Here is a 16536-nt window from a genome sequence, read left to right as displayed (position 1 = left end):
TCGTTAAAGCGGATGGCTTGAGCGGTGGGTTGGTCGGTCAGAGCAATGTAGGAATAAGCGCTTGGCGCCGCACCTTCGCATACAGTGCTGCCAGCGACACCGGTAGACGCTGGGACAGCTTGCGTGCTGCCGCATGCAGCGAGGGACGCAGTCCCAGCGTGACCAACAGCATCAGCTTCACCACACTGGAAAACAGCCGCTCGCGTGGATATTGCCGTTGCCGATGCGCCTGGAACACCTCGTCCATCCAACTGGCCGGCAAGGCTTGATCCAGCGCTAGATGGGCCATCACCGCACCCAACACCACCGATCCGCCCAGCCTGAGCACGGCCGACTGGGCGCGCTATCCCACCGATGGGCAATGGCGGCGCACGCTGCAAAGCGGTGTGGTCGCAGACGCCGATAGCGCTGTGTATCGCACCGATATCGCCGCGCCAGCGCGCGCAGCGGAGCTGGATGCACAAGCGCAGCAAGTGATCGCCGGCAACATCGCCAACAGCCCCGGCGCGATTGCGGCGCGTTATGAACTGGCTTATCAGCGCAGCGGCTGGGCCGTGAATCAGCGCCGATGCATACCTGCCGAGAAACGCTGGCGATCTGATAGAAAGCAGCGGCATTTACCGACAAAATCGACGCAGCGCGCCGGTGCATCAATGCGATAACATCCCCGTTAGCCGCGACCAACGCAACATCTGCAAGGAAACGCATATGAGCGATGCCAAAGAATCCCGTTACGCCGCCCTGGCGCGCCGTGTGGTGGAGGCGCATGCAGCGCAACTGCTGCACGATGTGCAACGCATCAACGAACGCACGCTGCGTGAGCTTGGTCCATTGCCGCGTGGCGGACTGCCGGTGCAGGTCAAGCGCAAGCCCAAGCCAGCGCCGTGGGCGCAGCCGGTGCAACAGGCGTCAGCACTGGATGAGGGTGTGTCAGTGGCCCCGCATGCTTCTCTCCCCGATCCTGGCGATTCCGATATGTTCAAGTTCCGTAATCCGTTCAAGAAAAAACAGCGCGAACCGTGGCCGCTACGGTTTGATAGCTATTCGTTCGGGGCGCGCTGTTATCACACGTTGCGCTGCAGCATTACCTTTGCTCGACAGCAGCATTCGGTCAGCGACTTGAATAAGCCTTCAGGTGAGCCATACGCCCCCGATTGGAAAGATCACTGGACAGGTGGATTCGGCAGTACCGAAGAGTTCGAGACACGCGGGTTTCCTTCGACTGTGGATATCCGCTGGACGGCGATGGATGGCGTAGAGCGCTATGTCGAAGTCGATTTCGAAAAGATTTTCCCCGGGCATCTGATCCTGCACAACGTTCCGAAAGAAGATATCTTTGAGTATTGGGCGGCACACAAAAGGAAGATTGCAGTAATTCTTTTAGAGGTGAATGATCGCACGATCAATGTGTATATGAAGTCGTGGGTGCTCACCAACTGTCTGGAATCGCCAGATGACCCAAATATAAAAGTGAGCCGAGATGACCTGATCCTGGCCTGGACCAAGACCTACTGAGGGAGCGCTCGCCATGAACAAAAAGATCGTTCTGCAGCTGGGCGAAGATGGCCTACCGCTCGATGACGTGTCGCACTACGCAGCAACGCCGGAACAGCTGCGTACCTACGAACAAGCAGCTGAAGACCTCTCTCGGCTCAAGGTGCCGAAGCTATTGGATCGCGCCGACCCGCATTCGTATCTGATCGTTGGCCTGATGGATGGCACCGGCAATGATGTCTACAAGGACCCGCTGCATGCCACCAATGTTGCTAAGTTCCGTCAACAGCTTGAGGATATGGAAAAGGCGGGTGAGAAACGACTATACGTCGAATACATCGAAGGCGCCGGCACCCAGGAGAATCCGCTCGCGAAAGCGCTCGATGGCGCTACTGGGCGCACCAGCCTGTTCCGTGCAGAGGAAATGTATGAGCGGTTGAAGACACAATCACAGAAAATTTTCCAGGCGGATCCCGAAGCAAAAATCGCTTTTCATCTTGAGGGTTTCAGTCGTGGCGCCAGTCAAGTGCCACTACTTGCCCGAATGGTTGATGCAGGCGGTATTCCCGACGAGAAGAGTTTGACTCTGGCTCCAGATGCCAGCGGCAATCTGGTGGAGACCTACAGCCGCTACCACCAGCCCCCCGGTCTGACGCCGATGACGGTGGGCCTGTACGACCCGGTCGCCACTGGCTACATGGAGTTGTTCGACCGGCGCTTGCCGCCCTCGGTGGTGGGCGGTGTGCAGTTCAGTGCCAGCGAAGAGCGGCGTGGCTTGTTCAAGGCCGACCACAGCATCCCGCTTGGCGTCTCGGCCGATGGCCGTTTCGGGCATGTCGTGTTTGCCGCCGCGCATTCCGATATCGGCGGCAGCTACCTGCGCGATGGGCTGAGTATCCGTACGCTCAACCTGATGACCGACTATCACAATGGCTTGGTCAGCGAGCCGCTGTTTTATCGCCTGCCGGAGCCGACCGATCCGCGACTGAATGTGCTTCACCGCTCCGAAGAGGGCAACGCCCTGTTTCGTCTTGCCCCGAAGGCGGACCGCGCCACGCCCGATGGCCAGCTGCGCCAGCTTACCGCCGATTACGGGTATTACGTGCCGCCAGGCGAGCTGGCCAACATCCCCGTGCAAGCGCCAGAAGCGCTACGTGGCGAGTTGGCGCACATGCTCCAGAGCGCAGGGCCGTTTCAGCGGACCACGCTAATCAACACGGCGATCTCTACCGAGGGCGATACCTTTATCGCTCGGCTATCGCAGTCTGTGGATGCCGCAACGCTGGAAACCCGATCCTACTCGCCGGCCATGTTCGACCATCCTGGCGTGCGGGCTGCTGGCGCGCTGGGTGTTGCCGCCACGCTCTACGAGGCGCAACAATCCGGCGAGAAGATCGCCGCGCTGCTGTCGCAAAGCAACCCGCTGGCTGCGCAGTCGGAGTTGGCGCATTTCACCGGCCGCAACGTCGGTGGCTGGGCCGGTGGCGCTGCGGCAGCCTACGCGCTGGGCGCATCCGGCGCCGGGCCGATGGCCTTGATCGCCGCCGATGCGTATTTCATGAGCAAGGCGGGGGAGAAGGTCGCTGATTTGCTCGACAACCGCGCCATCTACACCCAGACCGATCGCCAGGGGACGCAGTGGTCGTTCAATGGCACCGCGTGGGCGCGCGAGGGCAAGGCCGATACCACCGATGATGGCGTGGACAATCCCACGTCCACGCAGATCGTGGCCAGTTACGCCAAAGCCCGCGAACTCAATTATCAGGCCACCAACGCCGCTGCGGTGCTGGCGCTGAAAGATGCGCCAGCACCGCAGGATCCGTACCGGTTGCCGGCCAACGCCACCGATCCGCCCAGCCTGAGCACGGCCGACTGGGCGCGCGATCCCACCGACGGGCAATGGCGGCGCACGCTGCAAAGCGGTGTGGTCGCAGACGCCGATAGTGCTGTGTATCGCACCGATATCGCCGCGCCAGCGCGTGCAGCGGAACTGGACGCACAAGCGCAGCAAGTGATCGCCGGCAACATCGCCAACAGCCCCGGCGCGATTGCGGCGCGTTATGAACTGGCTTATCAGCGCAGCGGCTGGGCCGCCGCCGGTTTGCCATTGTCGGACACACTCCGCCAGGCCCTGCCCAATCCAGACGCGTTGACCGCGTCGGATGGCCACGCCTATCGCCGCGATGCGCAGGGCCACTGGTCTGGTGAGGGCGGCGTTGTCGCCGGCAATGTGGCGCTGGAACTGGAGACCACGCGCCGCCTGCTACAGCCGGCCCTGGCCGAGCATGCACAGGTGGTTGCGGCCATCGCGCAGTCGCCGCCCTCGCCGCAGGATCAACAGCGCGAGGAAACGCTGTACCGCTATCGCATCACGGGCACCGAGCTCAAACCGGATTGGCAGCAAGCCATCGAATTGGCGACCCAGCGCACGCGCGCGGCGCATGGCCTCACCGGCGATGGCGCCATGAAACTCCAACGTGGCCCGGCCGGCACGTTTGGCGCCGATAGTCCGATTGCGCATCTGCAACGCGATACCGATGGGGTGGAGCGTGTTGCCGCAGTGACCAGCAGTGAGGACATTCGCCAAGCGTTGCGCGAGGTGCAAATGCGCGGGCAGGGCCTGGCCACTGGCGCTGAACGCGCGCTGCCGCAGGTGGCCGCGCAGCCCTCGCAGCCCTCGCAGCCTAACGCCCAGCAGGTAGCGCCGCACGCAGCGCCTGAGATCGCCACGCTCGCCACCGTCAACGTGCGTGCGCCCGAAATCGACAATGTGCCTGTGCCAGCCATCCCGGCTGTCGGACCGTCGGTTGCACCGCCAGCGCTACGCACTGACAACGGTTTGCCCATCACCGCAGGAGTAGCTGCCAGCTTGGCGCCCAGCGATCAGGGACACCTGCAACCCGGCGACCGTGGCGCCGAGGTGCAGGCGCTGCAGGCCAGTTTGATCCAGCTGGGCATCAACGAACGGATCAAGATCCCGGTGGAAATCAATGGCGTCTACGATCAACCTACCGAACGTGGCGTGCAGGCCTTCCAGCTGATGCACGGCATGGAGGAGGTCAGCGGCATTGCCGACCGCAGCACATTGGCCGCGTTGCAACAACAGGCCGGCATTGCCATTGCCCAGCGCGATATGGTGCCGCAACAGCCCGGCGTCGCGCTGCAGGATGCGCCCCATCGCGCGATGGTCATGCCCTCCACACCATCGCCGGCCGTCGCGCCCGAACGCAGCCAACCCGATCTGCATGCGCAACAGCAGCAACAAGCGCTGGAGCAACAACGCCAGCTGCAACTGCAGCAGGATCAACAGCTACAGTTGCAGGCCCGGCAATACCAGCAGGAGCAGGCGCAGCGCGACGAAGACGAGAACAGCCGCAAGGCACAGCGCGACAAGGAGCTGTCGGCCACCGCCGTCCAAGACGACGCGCACACACCGCCGCCAGGTCTACGCCCCTACAGCAATCCCGCGCATCCCAAGCATGCCCTGTATGCGGACGTGCAAGAGCGGATGCAGGCGCAAGGCCATCAGTTTTCGGAGGAACGCCTGACCCAGATCACCGCAGCGCTGAACGAGTCCTACTTCAAGCCAGGTTGGAAGGGGCAGTTCTATGTAGCGCGCGACACCGTGTTTGCGCTCAATTACGATCACCCGCTTGGCATCGCGCGCGTGCAGATGCATGAGGCGGCACCGTCGATCCAGGCTTCGATGGAAGTGGCGCAGGCCGGCGATCTGAAACACGCGCAGATCAGCGAGTACATCGCCCAGAGCCGCATGCAGGCGCAAGCGCAGTCGCAGCCCGGCATGGGCATGGGCATGTAAGGCGATCAGGCGACGCCCGCCCTGCATGGCGCTGTGTACTTGCTGAATGCAATGAACCCCGGAGATGGATGCATGAGTAGCAAGGCGAAGGTAGCCGTAGTCGTGGTCGTGTTGATCCTTGCACTGGTCGCCGGGGTATACCTGTCGGGTTTCATCACCCTGCTGCTGTTGAACGTGCAGGTGCCATTGAAGGCGACCACCTACCTGGAGTACTGGAAAGCGCTCGATCTACCGCAAGTCAAGCCCTACGTTCTGCGCGTCAAGGCAAGCGGCGCTCTTGGCTTCGGGTTGCCGCTGTTGGGCTGGTGGCTGCTGCTGATCCCGATGCTCAGGACCAGGAAACAATCCCTGCACGGAGAGGCGAGTTTTGCCAGTGTCGCCGACTTGAAGAAAGCTGGCATGCTCGAGAACAAGCCGGAAAGCATCCTGGTGGGCAAGCTCAACGGTCGCTACATCTACATCAACGGCGCACTGCATGTCATCGTGGTGGCGCCCACACGTTCGGGCAAGACCACCTCGATTGCGATCCCTGTCCTGCTGACCTACCAACAGTCGATGGTGGTCCTCGATTTGAAGGGCGAATTATTCAAGGCCACCAGTGGATACAGGGCATCGCAAGGTCAACAGATCTATGTCTGGGCGCCGTATGCAATCGATGGAAAGACCCATCGCTTCAATCCACTCACCTTGGTGCCGGACGATCCGCGTGAGCGCATCGCGTCCATACAGACCATGGCGGCAATTCTGTATCCGGATGAACCTGGCAAGGACAGCTTCTGGATCACGCAGTCGCGCGCCGCGTTTGTGGCGTTCGCCTGTTTCATGTTCGAAAAACGCGATCACTTGCGCAGCCAGGGCTTTGCGGGCGTGGACGATCGCAATCAAAGCCTGCTGTCTCCTAGCCTGGAGCGGTTGCTGCGCTTGTCTGCAGGCGGCGACGCTGGCCAGAGCACCGCAGACCTGTTGAAAGGCCTGCTTGCAGATACGCAGGTGAGTTACCTCAGCCCGCAGACCCGCTCCACCTTCAGCGCGCTCGCAGGGTTGGCCGAACAGACCTTCTCCTCGGTCATGGCCACCATGCAGGCCCCGTTGCAGCAGTTCTTGAGCCCGATCCTGGCGGCCGCCACCAATGCCACCGACATCGACGTCACTGCGATCCGCAAACGGCTCACCACCGTCTACGTCATCATCCCCACCCAGAAACTGGATGAAAGCAGCAAGCTGTTGAATATCTTCTTCAGCTCCGTCATCGGCAACAATCTCGATAAGCAGCTCAACGAAGATCCCGCCCTGAAGTATCAGATGCTGATGCTCATGGACGAATTCACCGCCATGGGTCGGGTCGATGTCTGGGCCAAGCGCATCTCGATCTCGGCCAGCTACGGCGTGCGCGATTTGTGCATCATCCAGAGTCAATCGCAGTTGCGTGCAACCTACGGCGCCGACGATGCGAAGAACTTCATCACCAATCATGCGGCCAGCATCGTGTTCACCCCGCGCGAGCAGGAAGATGCCAATGCCTACAGCGACATGCTGGGCTATGCAACCATCGGCAGGCAGCACCGCTCCACCAGCAGCGGCGGTGGCGCAAGCAACGTGTCCTACAGCTATACCGAAGAACGCCGTGCACTGATGCTGCCGCAGGAAATCAAGGAGCTGCCCGGTGATGATGAGTTGCTGTTCTTTGAAGGCAGCAAGCCGATCCGCTGCGAAAAGAACTGGTTCTTCAAGGACAGCGTATTGAAAAGTCGCATCATGGACCCGGTGGCAGTGCCTGCGCCCGGGCCGGAGCAGGCACCTTGCACGTCGTGAGTGAATCCACCCGCTCTTTATCACCGGAGCCTCGCGCGGGGTGGGGTTGGCGATGAGTGGCCGGGATTGGTCATTCGGGATTAGGGATTGGTCACAGCAGATGGCTTGAGCGGTGGGCTGGTCGGTGTAAGGAACGAAGGAATAAGCTCTTACGAATCCCCAATCCCCAATCCCCAATCCCCAATCCCCAATCCCGACTCCCGACTCCCGACTCCCGACTCCCGACTCCCGACTCCCGACTCCCGACTCCCGACTCCCCAATCCGATGACGTTAAATGGCAAAACCCTCTTCATCACCGGTGCCTCGCGCGGGATCGGATTGGCAATCGCGCTGCGGGCGGCGCGCGATGGGGCCAATGTGGCGATCGCGGCCAAGTCGGCGGTGGCCAATCCAAAACTACCCGGTACCATCCATAGCGCCGCCGATGCGGTGCGTGCGGCGGGTGGGCAGGCGCTGGCGCTCAAATGCGACATCCGCGACGAAGCGCAGGTGCATGCCGCTGTGGCCGCCACCGTGGAAGCGTTTGGCGGGATCGATATCCTGGTCAACAACGCCAGCGCGATCTGGCTACGCGGCACGCTGCAGACGCCGATGAAGCGCTTCGACCTGATGCAGCAGGTCAATGCGCGCGGCAGTTTTGTGTGCGCGCAAGCGTGCCTGCCACACCTGTTGCAGGCGCCCAATCCGCACATCCTCAGCCTGGCCCCGCCGCCCTCGTTGAATCCGGCGTGGTGGGGCGCGCATACCGGCTACACGCTGGCCAAGATGGGCATGAGCCTGGTGACGCTGGGGCTGGCCGCCGAATTCGGCCCGCAAGGCGTGGCGGTCAATGCGCTATGGCCGCGCACGGTGATCGCCACCGATGCGATCAACATGCTGCCCGGCGTGGAGGCGGCTGCCTGCCGCCGGCCGGAGATCGTGGCCGATGCGGCGCATGCGGTGCTCACGCGCGAGGCGGCCGGCTTCCACGGGCAGTTCCTGATCGACGAACAGGTGCTGGCGCAGGCCGGCATCACCGATCTGCGCGGGTATGCGGTGGATCCGGCGCGTGACTTGCTGCCGGATCTGTTTCTGGACTGAGCGTGTGCATGTGCGGCTTGATCGCCGTGCTGCGGTAGAGCGCACCGCTGGTGGCGCGTGTGATGCGTATCGCCGCAGTCGGACCTGCCGGCTGCGTGCGACCTGCGTGGGTTTGCCTCAGCCGCTGTCGAGCGCCGCCAGCGGGCGTGAGCCGGGGATCGAAAGAGGGCGCATGCGCGCAGTGTGCCGCAGGCGTGCGAATGCGCGAGAATGCGGGTTCCCCTTCCGCTTCCGCGACCGATCCCCATGCACACCGCTGCCGATTCGCCCCTGTCACTGGCGCACTACTACCTGCCGGTGTATCGCCCGCGCCAGGTGGTGCTGGAGCGCGGCCAGGGCAGCCGGGTGTGGGACGAGGCCGGGCGCGAATATCTGGATCTGTCCTCGGGTATCGCGGTCAGCGGACTGGGCCACAACGATCCGGACCTGGTGGCCGCGCTCACCGAACAAGCCGGCAAGCTGTGGCACACCAGCAATATCTTCTACAGCGCGCCACCGCTGCGGCTGGCCGAAGAACTGGTCCAGGCCTCGCGCTTTGCCGACAAGGTGTTCCTGTGCAACTCGGGTACCGAGGCCAACGAGGCGGCGATCAAGCTGGTGCGCAAGTGGGCCAGCGATCAGGGCCGCCCGCCGGAGCGGCGCGTGATCGTGACCTTTCGCGGCAGTTTCCACGGCCGCACGTTGGCTTCGGTCACCGCCACCGCGCAGCCGAAGTACCAGGAAGGCTACGAGCCGTTGCCGGGCGGATTTCGTTATGTGGATTTCAACGATGTGCCGGCGCTGGAAGCGGCAATGGCGGCAGGCGATGTGGCGGCGGTGATGGTGGAGCCGATCCAGGGCGAGGGCGGGGTGATGCCGGCCGCACCGGGCTTCCTGGCCCGCGCACGCGCGCTGTGCGACCAGCACGATGCCTTGTTGGTGCTGGACGAGATCCAGTGCGGCATGGGCCGCACCGGCACCTTGTTCGCGCATTGGCAGGAGCAGGTGACGCCGGACATCGTGACCTTGGCCAAGGCATTGGGCGGCGGTTTCCCGATCGGCGCGATGCTGGCTGGCCCCAAGGTGGCGCAGACCATGCAGTTCGGCGCGCACGGCACCACCTTCGGCGGCAATCCGCTGGCCGCGGCGGTGGCACGGGTGGCGGTGCGCAAGCTGGCCTCGCCGGAAATCGCGGCCAATGTGGAGCGTCAATCGGCTGCGTTGCGTGCGGGGCTGGAGGCCTTGAATGCCGAGTTCGGCGTGTTCGCGCAAATCCGCGGGCGCGGCCTGATGCTGGGCGCGGTGCTGGCGCCGGCGCATGCCGGCCAGGCCGGCGCGATCCTGGACCTGGCCGCCGGGCATGGATTATTGCTGCTGCAGGCCGGGCCGGATGTGCTGCGTTTCGTGCCGGCGCTCAACCTGACCGACGCCGAGCTGGCCGATGGGCTGCAGCGCCTGCGCCTGGCCATTGCCGAGTACGCCGCGCAGCGGTGAGCCGTTGCCATGGTGGGGAGGATTGCCGTGGTTGCGGTTGCTTGCGTTGCAACCGCGTACCCTCACCCGCAACCCGTCTCCCGATGGTAGCGGGGCCAGCACGTCTGATGCACCACTGCCTCATCCCAACCCATAGCGCTTCAATACCCGCCGCACTGCCCGCGCATCGCGCACCGTGTCGGCATGCAGGCCGGCGGCGCGCGCGCCACGCACGTTGACGAACAGATCGTCGAGAAACAAGGTGTCTGCTGCGGTCGCATCGAGGGCGGCAAGCGCGCGGTGGTACACCTGGACATCCGGTTTGCGCCCGCCCAGTGCGCCGCTGCACAGCACGCGTCCCTGCAGCAACGGAAACAGCGATGGCACGATCTTCGCGATCGCGTCAGCCATCAACGGGCCGTTGTTGGTCAGCACTGCCACGGGCGTTGTCGCCGAGACCGTCAGTACCTGCGCCACGACCGCGGCGTCTGCGCGGCAGGCGGCCACGCGCGCATCGATCCAGGTGGCCCGATCGATCCGGTGCCCCAGGCCGTCGCCAAGTTGGCTCAGGTAGGTCGGCGTGTCGAGCGTGCCAGCATCGTAGGCGCGCTCGAGTCCCTGTTCGAACAGCACCTGCTGCACGCGTTGCGGGGCACAGCCGGCTGCACTGGCAAGTGCTGCCACACGGCGTGGGCGCGAATAGCTGGCCAGCACGCCATCGAAATCGAGCAGGAGCAAGGACATTCGCCACGCCCCCTTGGCCGCTCTCAGCGCGCGACCTCCGCAAAGGCCTCGCGTGCGGCGGCAAGCGTGGCCTCGATCACTGCCTGGTCGTGTGCGCTGGACATGAAGCCGGCTTCGTACGCCGACGGCGCCAGGTACACGCCCCGCTGCAGCATTGCGTGGAAAAAGCGGTTGAAGCGGGTGCTGTCGCAGGCGGTGGCCTGTGCATAGCTCTCCACGATCTCGTCGGTGAAGAACAACCCGAACATGCCACCCACCTGGTTGGTAGTGACGGCGATGCCGGCCGCATGCGCGGCGTCTTCCAGGCCTTCGCACAGCGCATTGGTTGCCTCGCTCAGGCGGTCGTGGAAGCCCGGTGCCTGCACCAGTTCCAGCATCGCCAGGCCCGCGGCCATGGCCACCGGATTGCCTGACAAGGTACCCGCCTGGTAGATCGGCCCGGCCGGGGCGATCTGTTCCATCAGCTCGCGTCGGCCGCCGTAGGCGCCCACCGGCATGCCGCCGCCGATGATCTTGCCGAAGGTGGTCAGGTCCGGCGTCACCCCGTACAGCGCCTGCGCCCCACCCAGTGCGACGCGAAAACCGGTCATCACCTCGTCGAAGATCAACAGCGCACCGTGGCGCGTGCACAGCGTGCGCAGATGCTGCAGGTAGCCGGCCAGCGGCGGGATGCAGTTGGCGTTGCCCACCACCGGTTCGATGATGACTGCGGCCACCTCGGCGCCGATCTCGTCGAACAACGCGGTAGCGCCTTCGAAGTCGTTGAAGCTGAGCGTGGCGGTCAGCTCGCTCAGGCCGGCCGGCACGCCCGGCGAGGTGGGCACGCCCAGGGTCAGCATGCCGCTGCCGGCCTTGACCAGGAACGAGTCGCCGTGGCCGTGATAGCAGCCTTCGAACTTGATGATGCGGTTGCGCCCGGTGGCGCCGCGCGCCAGGCGCACTGCCGACAGCGTGGCCTCGGTGCCGGAGTTGACCATGCGCACCATTTCGCAGGAAGGCACCAGCCGGGTGATGGTGTCGGCCATGGTCACCTCGGCCGCGCACGGCGCGCCGAACGACAGCCCGTCGCGGATGGCGCGTTCCACCGCCTCGCGTACCGCCGGGTGATTGTGGCCGGCGATCATCGGGCCCCACGAACCTACGTAGTCGATATAGCGGTTGTCGTCTACGTCGTACAAGTACGCGCCATCGGCACGCGCTACGAAGAACGGCTCGCCGCCCACCGACTTGAATGCCCGCACCGGGGAATTGACGCCGCCGGGCAGCAGGGTCTGCGCCTGGGCGAACAGGGCGTGGGAGCGGGTGTGATTCATGCGCGCAGATCCTTGAGGAAGACCGATGGGGGGCATCGATGCCCGGTCGTGGGCATCGCGTGCGCCATTGTCAGGCCTGCAGCCTCGCACGCCTACCCGGCAGAGGTCCGTCTGCCTGTCGGAGCCGGCGGGTAGCACACCCCGGCGGCCTGCGATCGAACACGACGATTGAGCATGAGCTGATGGCCTGCGGTCATTGGCGCCCCGCTGCAGATGTTCAGAAAGTGTGATTCCGGTGGCCGTTGGCCCCGTTCAGTGGTCGCCTTGCGACAGTTCCAGACTTGAGGAAAAAGCATGAACCGTGGGATCCAGAAGCGTGCCCTGGCGTTGGCCCTGGTGGTGGCCATCGGCAGTGCACACGCGCAGTCGACCACCGGCAGCATCGTCGGCAGCGTGGGGCAGGGCAGCGGCACCAGCGTGGTGGTGGAAAACAACAGTGGCCTTAGTCGCGAAGTGCCGGTGGATGCGCGCGGCCGCTACACCGCCGGCAACCTGCCGCTGGGTACGTACAAGGTGACGGTCAAGCGCGACGGCGCAGTGGTGGAAACCCGCGAAAACGTCGCCATTACCGTTGGCGCCAATACCGACGTCTCGTTCGCCGCCAGTGCCGCGGGGAGCGGCGTGCAGACCCTGGACAGCGTCACCGTCAATGCCGCCAGCCTGGCCACCATCGACGTCAGCAGCGTGGATACCCGCACCGTGGTCACCGCCGAGCAGCTGGCGCAGCTGCCCTTGGGCCGCACCGCCGAAGCGATCGCACTGTTGGCGCCGGGCGTGGTGGTCAACAGCGGCGGCTTCGACAACGGCCCGCTTGGCGGCTCGCTGCCCAGCTTCGGCGGCTCGGCCGCCAGCGAAAACGCGTATTACCTCAACGGCTTCAACACCACCACCATCAGCAATAATCTGGGCGGCCTGACCCTGCCCTACGGCGCCATCGACCAGCAGGAAATCTTCACCGGCGGCTACGGCGCGCAGTTCGGCCGTTCCAATGGCGGCGTCATCAACCAGATCGGCAAGCGCGGCACCAACGCATGGAAGTTCGGCGCCGCCGTCATCTGGGAACCCAATGGCCTGCGTGCCAACCAGCGCGATCTCTATTGGCGCCCGGATAGCCAGGCCAGCACTGTCAACAATGCCGCCTACCGCTACGCGCGTGCGGCAGGCGGCCTGTACCAGCCGGCCAGCGAAGCCGAAGCCAACCAGACCACCTATAGCGCCTATGTCGGCGGGCCGATCATCCAGGACAAGCTGTTCTTCTTCCTGGCCGCCGAGCAGGTGGATTCGGATGGCGTGCGCGTGGGCACCAATCGCGACACCGACAACGGCCGCACCGGCGGCCTCACCGACTACGACTACACCCAGAAGCGCTGGTACGCCAAGGTGGACTGGAACATCACCGACAATCACCTGATCGAGGTGACTGGTGCCAGCGACGAGGCCGAGACCAACGGATCGATCTACCGCTACGACTATGTCAACCGCCAGCGTGGCAGTTATTTCACCGACGAATCCAGCTGGAAAACCGGCCCGACCCTGTTCACCGGCAAGTACACCGGCTACATCGGCGACACCCTCACCGTGACTGCGCTGTACGGCAAGATGACCACGCCCGACGAGCTGACCCCGTTCAACTACAATGCGGCTGGCGGGCCCGTCATCAATAGCGCCGCGTTGCAGAATCCGGCCTACACCGGCGGCACGCCGCGCATCGGCAACCAGCTGGTGACCTCGGTCAGTTCGCCCGACCGCGAATACAAGAAAGACAATCAGCGCCTGAATCTGGAATGGCGCCTCGGCCATCACACGCTCAACTTTGGTATCGACAACCAGAAGTCCGAAGGCATCGACGTGGGCTCGGTGCTGTCTGGCCCCGGCTTTGCATGGACCTATGGACAGACCAACGACCCCAACGGCCTGGCCACCGGCGGGCTGGTCAGCCAGTCGGCCAACGAGGCCGGCGGCATCGGCGCGCCCAGCCCGGGGTTGGTGGATCCGGTCAACGGCTCCAGCGGCTACTACGTGGTGCGCAACATCAACACCAGCCTGTATTCGTACGAGGCAAAACAGCGCGCCTATTACATCGAAGACAAGTGGCAGGTCACCGACAACCTGCTACTCAGCCTGGGCCTGCGCAAGGACGAATTCACCAACTACACCCCATTAGGCGACCCCTACATCGAGGTGGACAACGCCTGGGCACCGCGGCTGGGCTTCAGTTGGGACGTCAACGGCGATTCCAGCCTGAAGGTATTCGGTAACCTCGGCCGTTACTACCTCGGCCTGCCGCTGTCGGCGGTGAGCCTGTTCACCCCGGCCACCACCACCGACACCTACTCCACCTATAGCGGCATCAATGCCGACGGCACGCCGATCCTGGCGCAGCAACTGGGCTCGGCGGTCTCTGCCAATTCGCGCTTCGGCCGCATTGCCGACGTGCGCACGGCAGTGGCCAAGGACATCGAAGGCGAGAACCAGGACGAACTCATCCTCGGCGTTACCAAGCAACTCGACAGCGGCTGGGTGCTGGGCGTGCGTGGCACGCACCGTCGTCTCAATGCCGGCATCGACGACCAGAACTACGATGTCTCCAATACCGCGTTGATCGACGCGGCGGCGGCGCAAGGCGTGACCATCGATTTCTCGAAGGTGGCGGGCGCTGCGTTGATCAATCCCGGCCAGACCAACACCTGGGGCGTGATTGGCACCGATGGCCAGTTCCACGAGGTATCGGTGACCCGCGAGGCGTCGGGCTTTCCGAAGCTCAAGCGCAATTACTCGGCCGTGGAATTCAATCTGGAGCGCCCGTTTGACGGCCAGTGGTATGCCAAGGTCAACTACGTGTGGTCGCACAGCTACGGTACGACCGAAGGCCAGGTGCGTTCGGACCTGTGGCGCACCGGCGGCGCGCTGGGCAGCTACCAGGGCCAGGCCTCGGTGTCGACCACGCAGAGCTGGGACCACCCGGCGTTGATGGAACATTTCAACGGCGATCAATCCAACGATCACCGTCATCAGCTCAAGTTGTTCGGCTTCTACCAGTTCAACCCGCAATGGGGTGCGTCGGCCAACTACAGCCTGATCTCCGGTGCGCCGCGTAACTGCCTGGGCAATTACTACGGCACCGAGTACAGCGGCCGCGATCCGGCCGGCTATGGTGGCAGTGCGATCACCGGTGGCCCGTATCACTACTGCTACAACCCGGAAACCGGCACCGGCGTGACATCGCCTCCGGGCTCGCAGGGGCGGCTGGGCTGGATCGCCCAGCTCGACCTGGGCGTGACCTACAAGCCAGCCTTCGCCGACGGCAAGCTGGCGCTGCGCCTGGACGTGTTCAACATCACCAACGAGCAGACCGCGACCAATATCTACCCGTTCTCGCAGCTGCCCGACAACACCACCAATCCGTTGTGGAACCAGGTCGTGGCCTATCAGGCGCCGCGCTCTGGCCGGGTGACGTTGAGCTACGACTTCTGACCGCGTAGCCGATAAGTCGGTCCCGGCAGCGACGCGTGGTGGCGCGCGGCGCTGCTTTTTTTCTGGGAGGTGATGGTTACATCGGCGCTGCAACGCTGCAGGTCTGCCACTTGGTTGCAGGGCCCTTGCCCGCCCACCATCGCAGGACACGCCGCAAGTACGTCCCTGTAGGCTCTTACGCGGCATCCATGCCGCGTAAGGTCCCGCGACGGTAGGCGGGCAAGGACCAGTCGAGATGGTCGGTGTGCAAGGCTTTCAACAAGCAATCAGCAAGCTGGCGAAACAGTGCCTCGCTCTTCAATAGACCGCCGGCCTACTGTCTGGTGCGGCGAGGGCACCGCGCACCCGACCAACCAGCTTTTGAAATCAAGCGATGCCGCGAGTGAAATCTTGCTGTCGTGAAGCAGAGCGTCGAGCTGGAATAAATAACCTGCAGCGCTTCAGGGTTTGTCGCGCGCCCCCGCAAACCCTGCCCGATACGCCTGCACTGCAGCGACCGGATCCGGCGCCGCGTACACGCCACTGACCACGGCCACCAGATCGGCGCCTGCGGTGACGAGTTCGGGCACCTGTGTAGCGGCGATACCGCCGATCGCCACCCGCGGCAGCCCTAGCTCGGCCGCCTGCTGCAACAGCGCAGGCGTGGCGCGCCGCGTGGTCTGCTTGGTGGGGGTGGGGAAGAACGCGCCGAACGCCACGTAGCTGGCGCCGGCAGTTGCGGCGGCGCGCGCGCGCGCGATCTCGTCGTAGCACGACACCCCGATGATCGCCTGCTCGCCCAACAAGGCGCGCGCGGCCGCCACGTCGCCATCGTCCTCGCCCAGGTGCACGCCTTGCGCGCCGATCTGCGCAGCCAGCTGTGCATCGTCGTTGACGATCAAGGGCACGCCATGTGCCGCGCAGGCCTCGCGCAGGGCGCCGGCCTGGCGCAGCCGCAAGGCCGCATCAGCCTGCTTGTTGCGGTATTGCAGCCAGGTGATGGATGACAACAAAGGTGCGGTGCGCAGGAGCAAACGGTGGGTGTTGGGCTCATCGGGGGTAATCAGGTACACGCCGCGGGCGTCAAGGCGGTTGGGCATGGCAGCGCTTCCGAAAGCGGTGAGTGGAGTGGGACAATGCAGCCCCACCGTTACGTGACCGCGATTATCCAATGAGTGACGCATCCACCACCATCTACCGCACCTGGATGTGCGTCGTCTGCGGATTTCTCTACCACGAGGCCGACGGCATTCCCGAAGAAGGCATCGCGCCAGGCACCCGCTGGCAGGACGTGCCCGACACCTGGACCTGCCCGGACTGCGGCGTCACCAAGGACGATTTCGAGATGGTGGAGATCGATTAAAGCG

General features: G+C 64.2%; 10 protein-coding genes and 2 pseudogenes. 8 read left to right on the top strand and 4 right to left on the bottom strand.

What is annotated here, in order from left to right; all coding sequences use genetic code 11:
- Positions 1 to 64 precede the first annotated feature (64 nt).
- A pseudogene (locus tag XcuCFBP2542_RS05180) lies at positions 65 to 289 on the bottom strand (hypothetical protein); the annotation flags it as partial.
- Positions 290 to 410: 121 nt separating this feature from the next.
- On the opposite strand from XcuCFBP2542_RS05180, the gene XcuCFBP2542_RS19305 reads away from it, so the two are divergent.
- The 6 genes and pseudogenes from XcuCFBP2542_RS19305 (at position 411) to XcuCFBP2542_RS05150 (ending at position 9680) form a co-directional block, all read left to right on the top strand.
- Positions 411 to 662 (top strand): hypothetical protein, encoded by a 252-nt coding sequence (locus XcuCFBP2542_RS19305; protein ID WP_146090299.1) that lies wholly within the window; start codon positions 411 to 413, stop codon positions 660 to 662.
- A gap of 46 nt (positions 663 to 708) precedes the next feature.
- Positions 709 to 1515, top strand: coding sequence for a hypothetical protein (locus tag XcuCFBP2542_RS05170; protein WP_249027611.1), 807 nt, complete (start codon positions 709 to 711; stop codon positions 1513 to 1515).
- A gap of 13 nt (positions 1516 to 1528) precedes the next feature.
- A pseudogene (locus XcuCFBP2542_RS05165) lies at positions 1529 to 4579 on the top strand (phospholipase effector Tle1 domain-containing protein); the annotation flags it as partial.
- Positions 4580 to 5386: 807 nt separating this feature from the next.
- Entirely contained in the window at positions 5387 to 7126 is a 1740-nt protein-coding gene (locus XcuCFBP2542_RS05160) for a type IV secretory system conjugative DNA transfer family protein (RefSeq protein WP_104602551.1), read from the top strand.
- 265 nt (positions 7127 to 7391) lie between these two features.
- Positions 7392 to 8207: an SDR family oxidoreductase gene (locus tag XcuCFBP2542_RS05155; protein ID WP_104602550.1), complete on the top strand. Its 816-nt coding sequence runs from the start codon at positions 7392 to 7394 to the stop codon at positions 8205 to 8207.
- A 246-nt stretch (positions 8208 to 8453) separates the two neighbouring features.
- Entirely contained in the window at positions 8454 to 9680 is a 1227-nt protein-coding gene (locus XcuCFBP2542_RS05150; protein WP_104602549.1) for an acetylornithine transaminase, read from the top strand.
- 120 nt (positions 9681 to 9800) lie between these two features.
- On the opposite strand, the gene XcuCFBP2542_RS05145 is transcribed toward XcuCFBP2542_RS05150, so the two are convergent.
- Together XcuCFBP2542_RS05145 and hemL are read right to left on the bottom strand one after the other, a co-directional pair.
- Positions 9801 to 10403 (bottom strand): HAD-IA family hydrolase, encoded by a 603-nt coding sequence (locus tag XcuCFBP2542_RS05145; RefSeq protein ID WP_104602548.1) that lies wholly within the window; start codon positions 10401 to 10403, stop codon positions 9801 to 9803.
- 23 nt (positions 10404 to 10426) lie between these two features.
- Positions 10427 to 11716, bottom strand: a complete 1290-nt coding sequence (gene hemL / locus XcuCFBP2542_RS05140; RefSeq protein ID WP_104602547.1) for a glutamate-1-semialdehyde 2,1-aminomutase — start codon at positions 11714 to 11716, stop codon at positions 10427 to 10429.
- Between the two features lie 294 nt (positions 11717 to 12010).
- On the opposite strand from hemL, the gene XcuCFBP2542_RS19705 reads away from it, so the two are divergent.
- Positions 12011 to 15190: an outer membrane beta-barrel protein gene (locus XcuCFBP2542_RS19705; protein WP_170066952.1), complete on the top strand. Its 3180-nt coding sequence runs from the start codon at positions 12011 to 12013 to the stop codon at positions 15188 to 15190.
- Positions 15191 to 15630: 440 nt separating this feature from the next.
- On the opposite strand, the gene thiE is transcribed toward XcuCFBP2542_RS19705, so the two are convergent.
- Positions 15631 to 16269, bottom strand: coding sequence for a thiamine phosphate synthase (gene thiE / locus XcuCFBP2542_RS05130; protein ID WP_104602546.1), 639 nt, complete (start codon positions 16267 to 16269; stop codon positions 15631 to 15633).
- A 23-nt stretch (positions 16270 to 16292) separates the two neighbouring features.
- Here thiE and XcuCFBP2542_RS05125 point away from each other — a divergent pair, with 23 nt between their 5' ends.
- A complete protein-coding gene (locus XcuCFBP2542_RS05125; protein ID WP_104602545.1) occupies positions 16293 to 16532 on the top strand; it encodes a rubredoxin in 240 nt (79 codons plus the stop codon).
- Positions 16533 to 16536: the final 4 nt, after the last annotated feature.

It is taken from the genome of Xanthomonas cucurbitae, assembly GCF_002939885.1.
GTDB lineage: Bacteria > Pseudomonadota > Gammaproteobacteria > Xanthomonadales > Xanthomonadaceae > Xanthomonas > Xanthomonas cucurbitae.
The sequence above is the reverse complement of the archived record's forward strand: the minus strand, read 5'-3'. Positions and strand labels throughout refer to the sequence as shown.

Excerpts from the sequence above, each read along its gene's own strand:
- hemL (WP_104602547.1), bottom strand. The coding sequence starts at position 11,716 with ATGAATCACACCCGCTCCCACGCCCTGTTCGCCCAGGCGCAGACCCTG.
- XcuCFBP2542_RS05145 (WP_104602548.1), bottom strand. The coding sequence starts at position 10,403 with ATGTCCTTGCTCCTGCTCGATTTCGATGGCGTGCTGGCCAGCTATTCG.
- XcuCFBP2542_RS05170 (WP_249027611.1), top strand. The coding sequence starts at position 709 with ATGAGCGATGCCAAAGAATCCCGTTACGCCGCCCTGGCGCGCCGTGTG.
- XcuCFBP2542_RS05150 (WP_104602549.1), top strand. The coding sequence starts at position 8,454 with ATGCACACCGCTGCCGATTCGCCCCTGTCACTGGCGCACTACTACCTG.
- XcuCFBP2542_RS05160 (WP_104602551.1), top strand. The coding sequence starts at position 5,387 with ATGAGTAGCAAGGCGAAGGTAGCCGTAGTCGTGGTCGTGTTGATCCTT.
- XcuCFBP2542_RS05155 (WP_104602550.1), top strand. The coding sequence starts at position 7,392 with ATGACGTTAAATGGCAAAACCCTCTTCATCACCGGTGCCTCGCGCGGG.
- XcuCFBP2542_RS19705 (WP_170066952.1), top strand. The coding sequence starts at position 12,011 with ATGAACCGTGGGATCCAGAAGCGTGCCCTGGCGTTGGCCCTGGTGGTG.
- thiE (WP_104602546.1), bottom strand. The coding sequence starts at position 16,269 with ATGCCCAACCGCCTTGACGCCCGCGGCGTGTACCTGATTACCCCCGAT.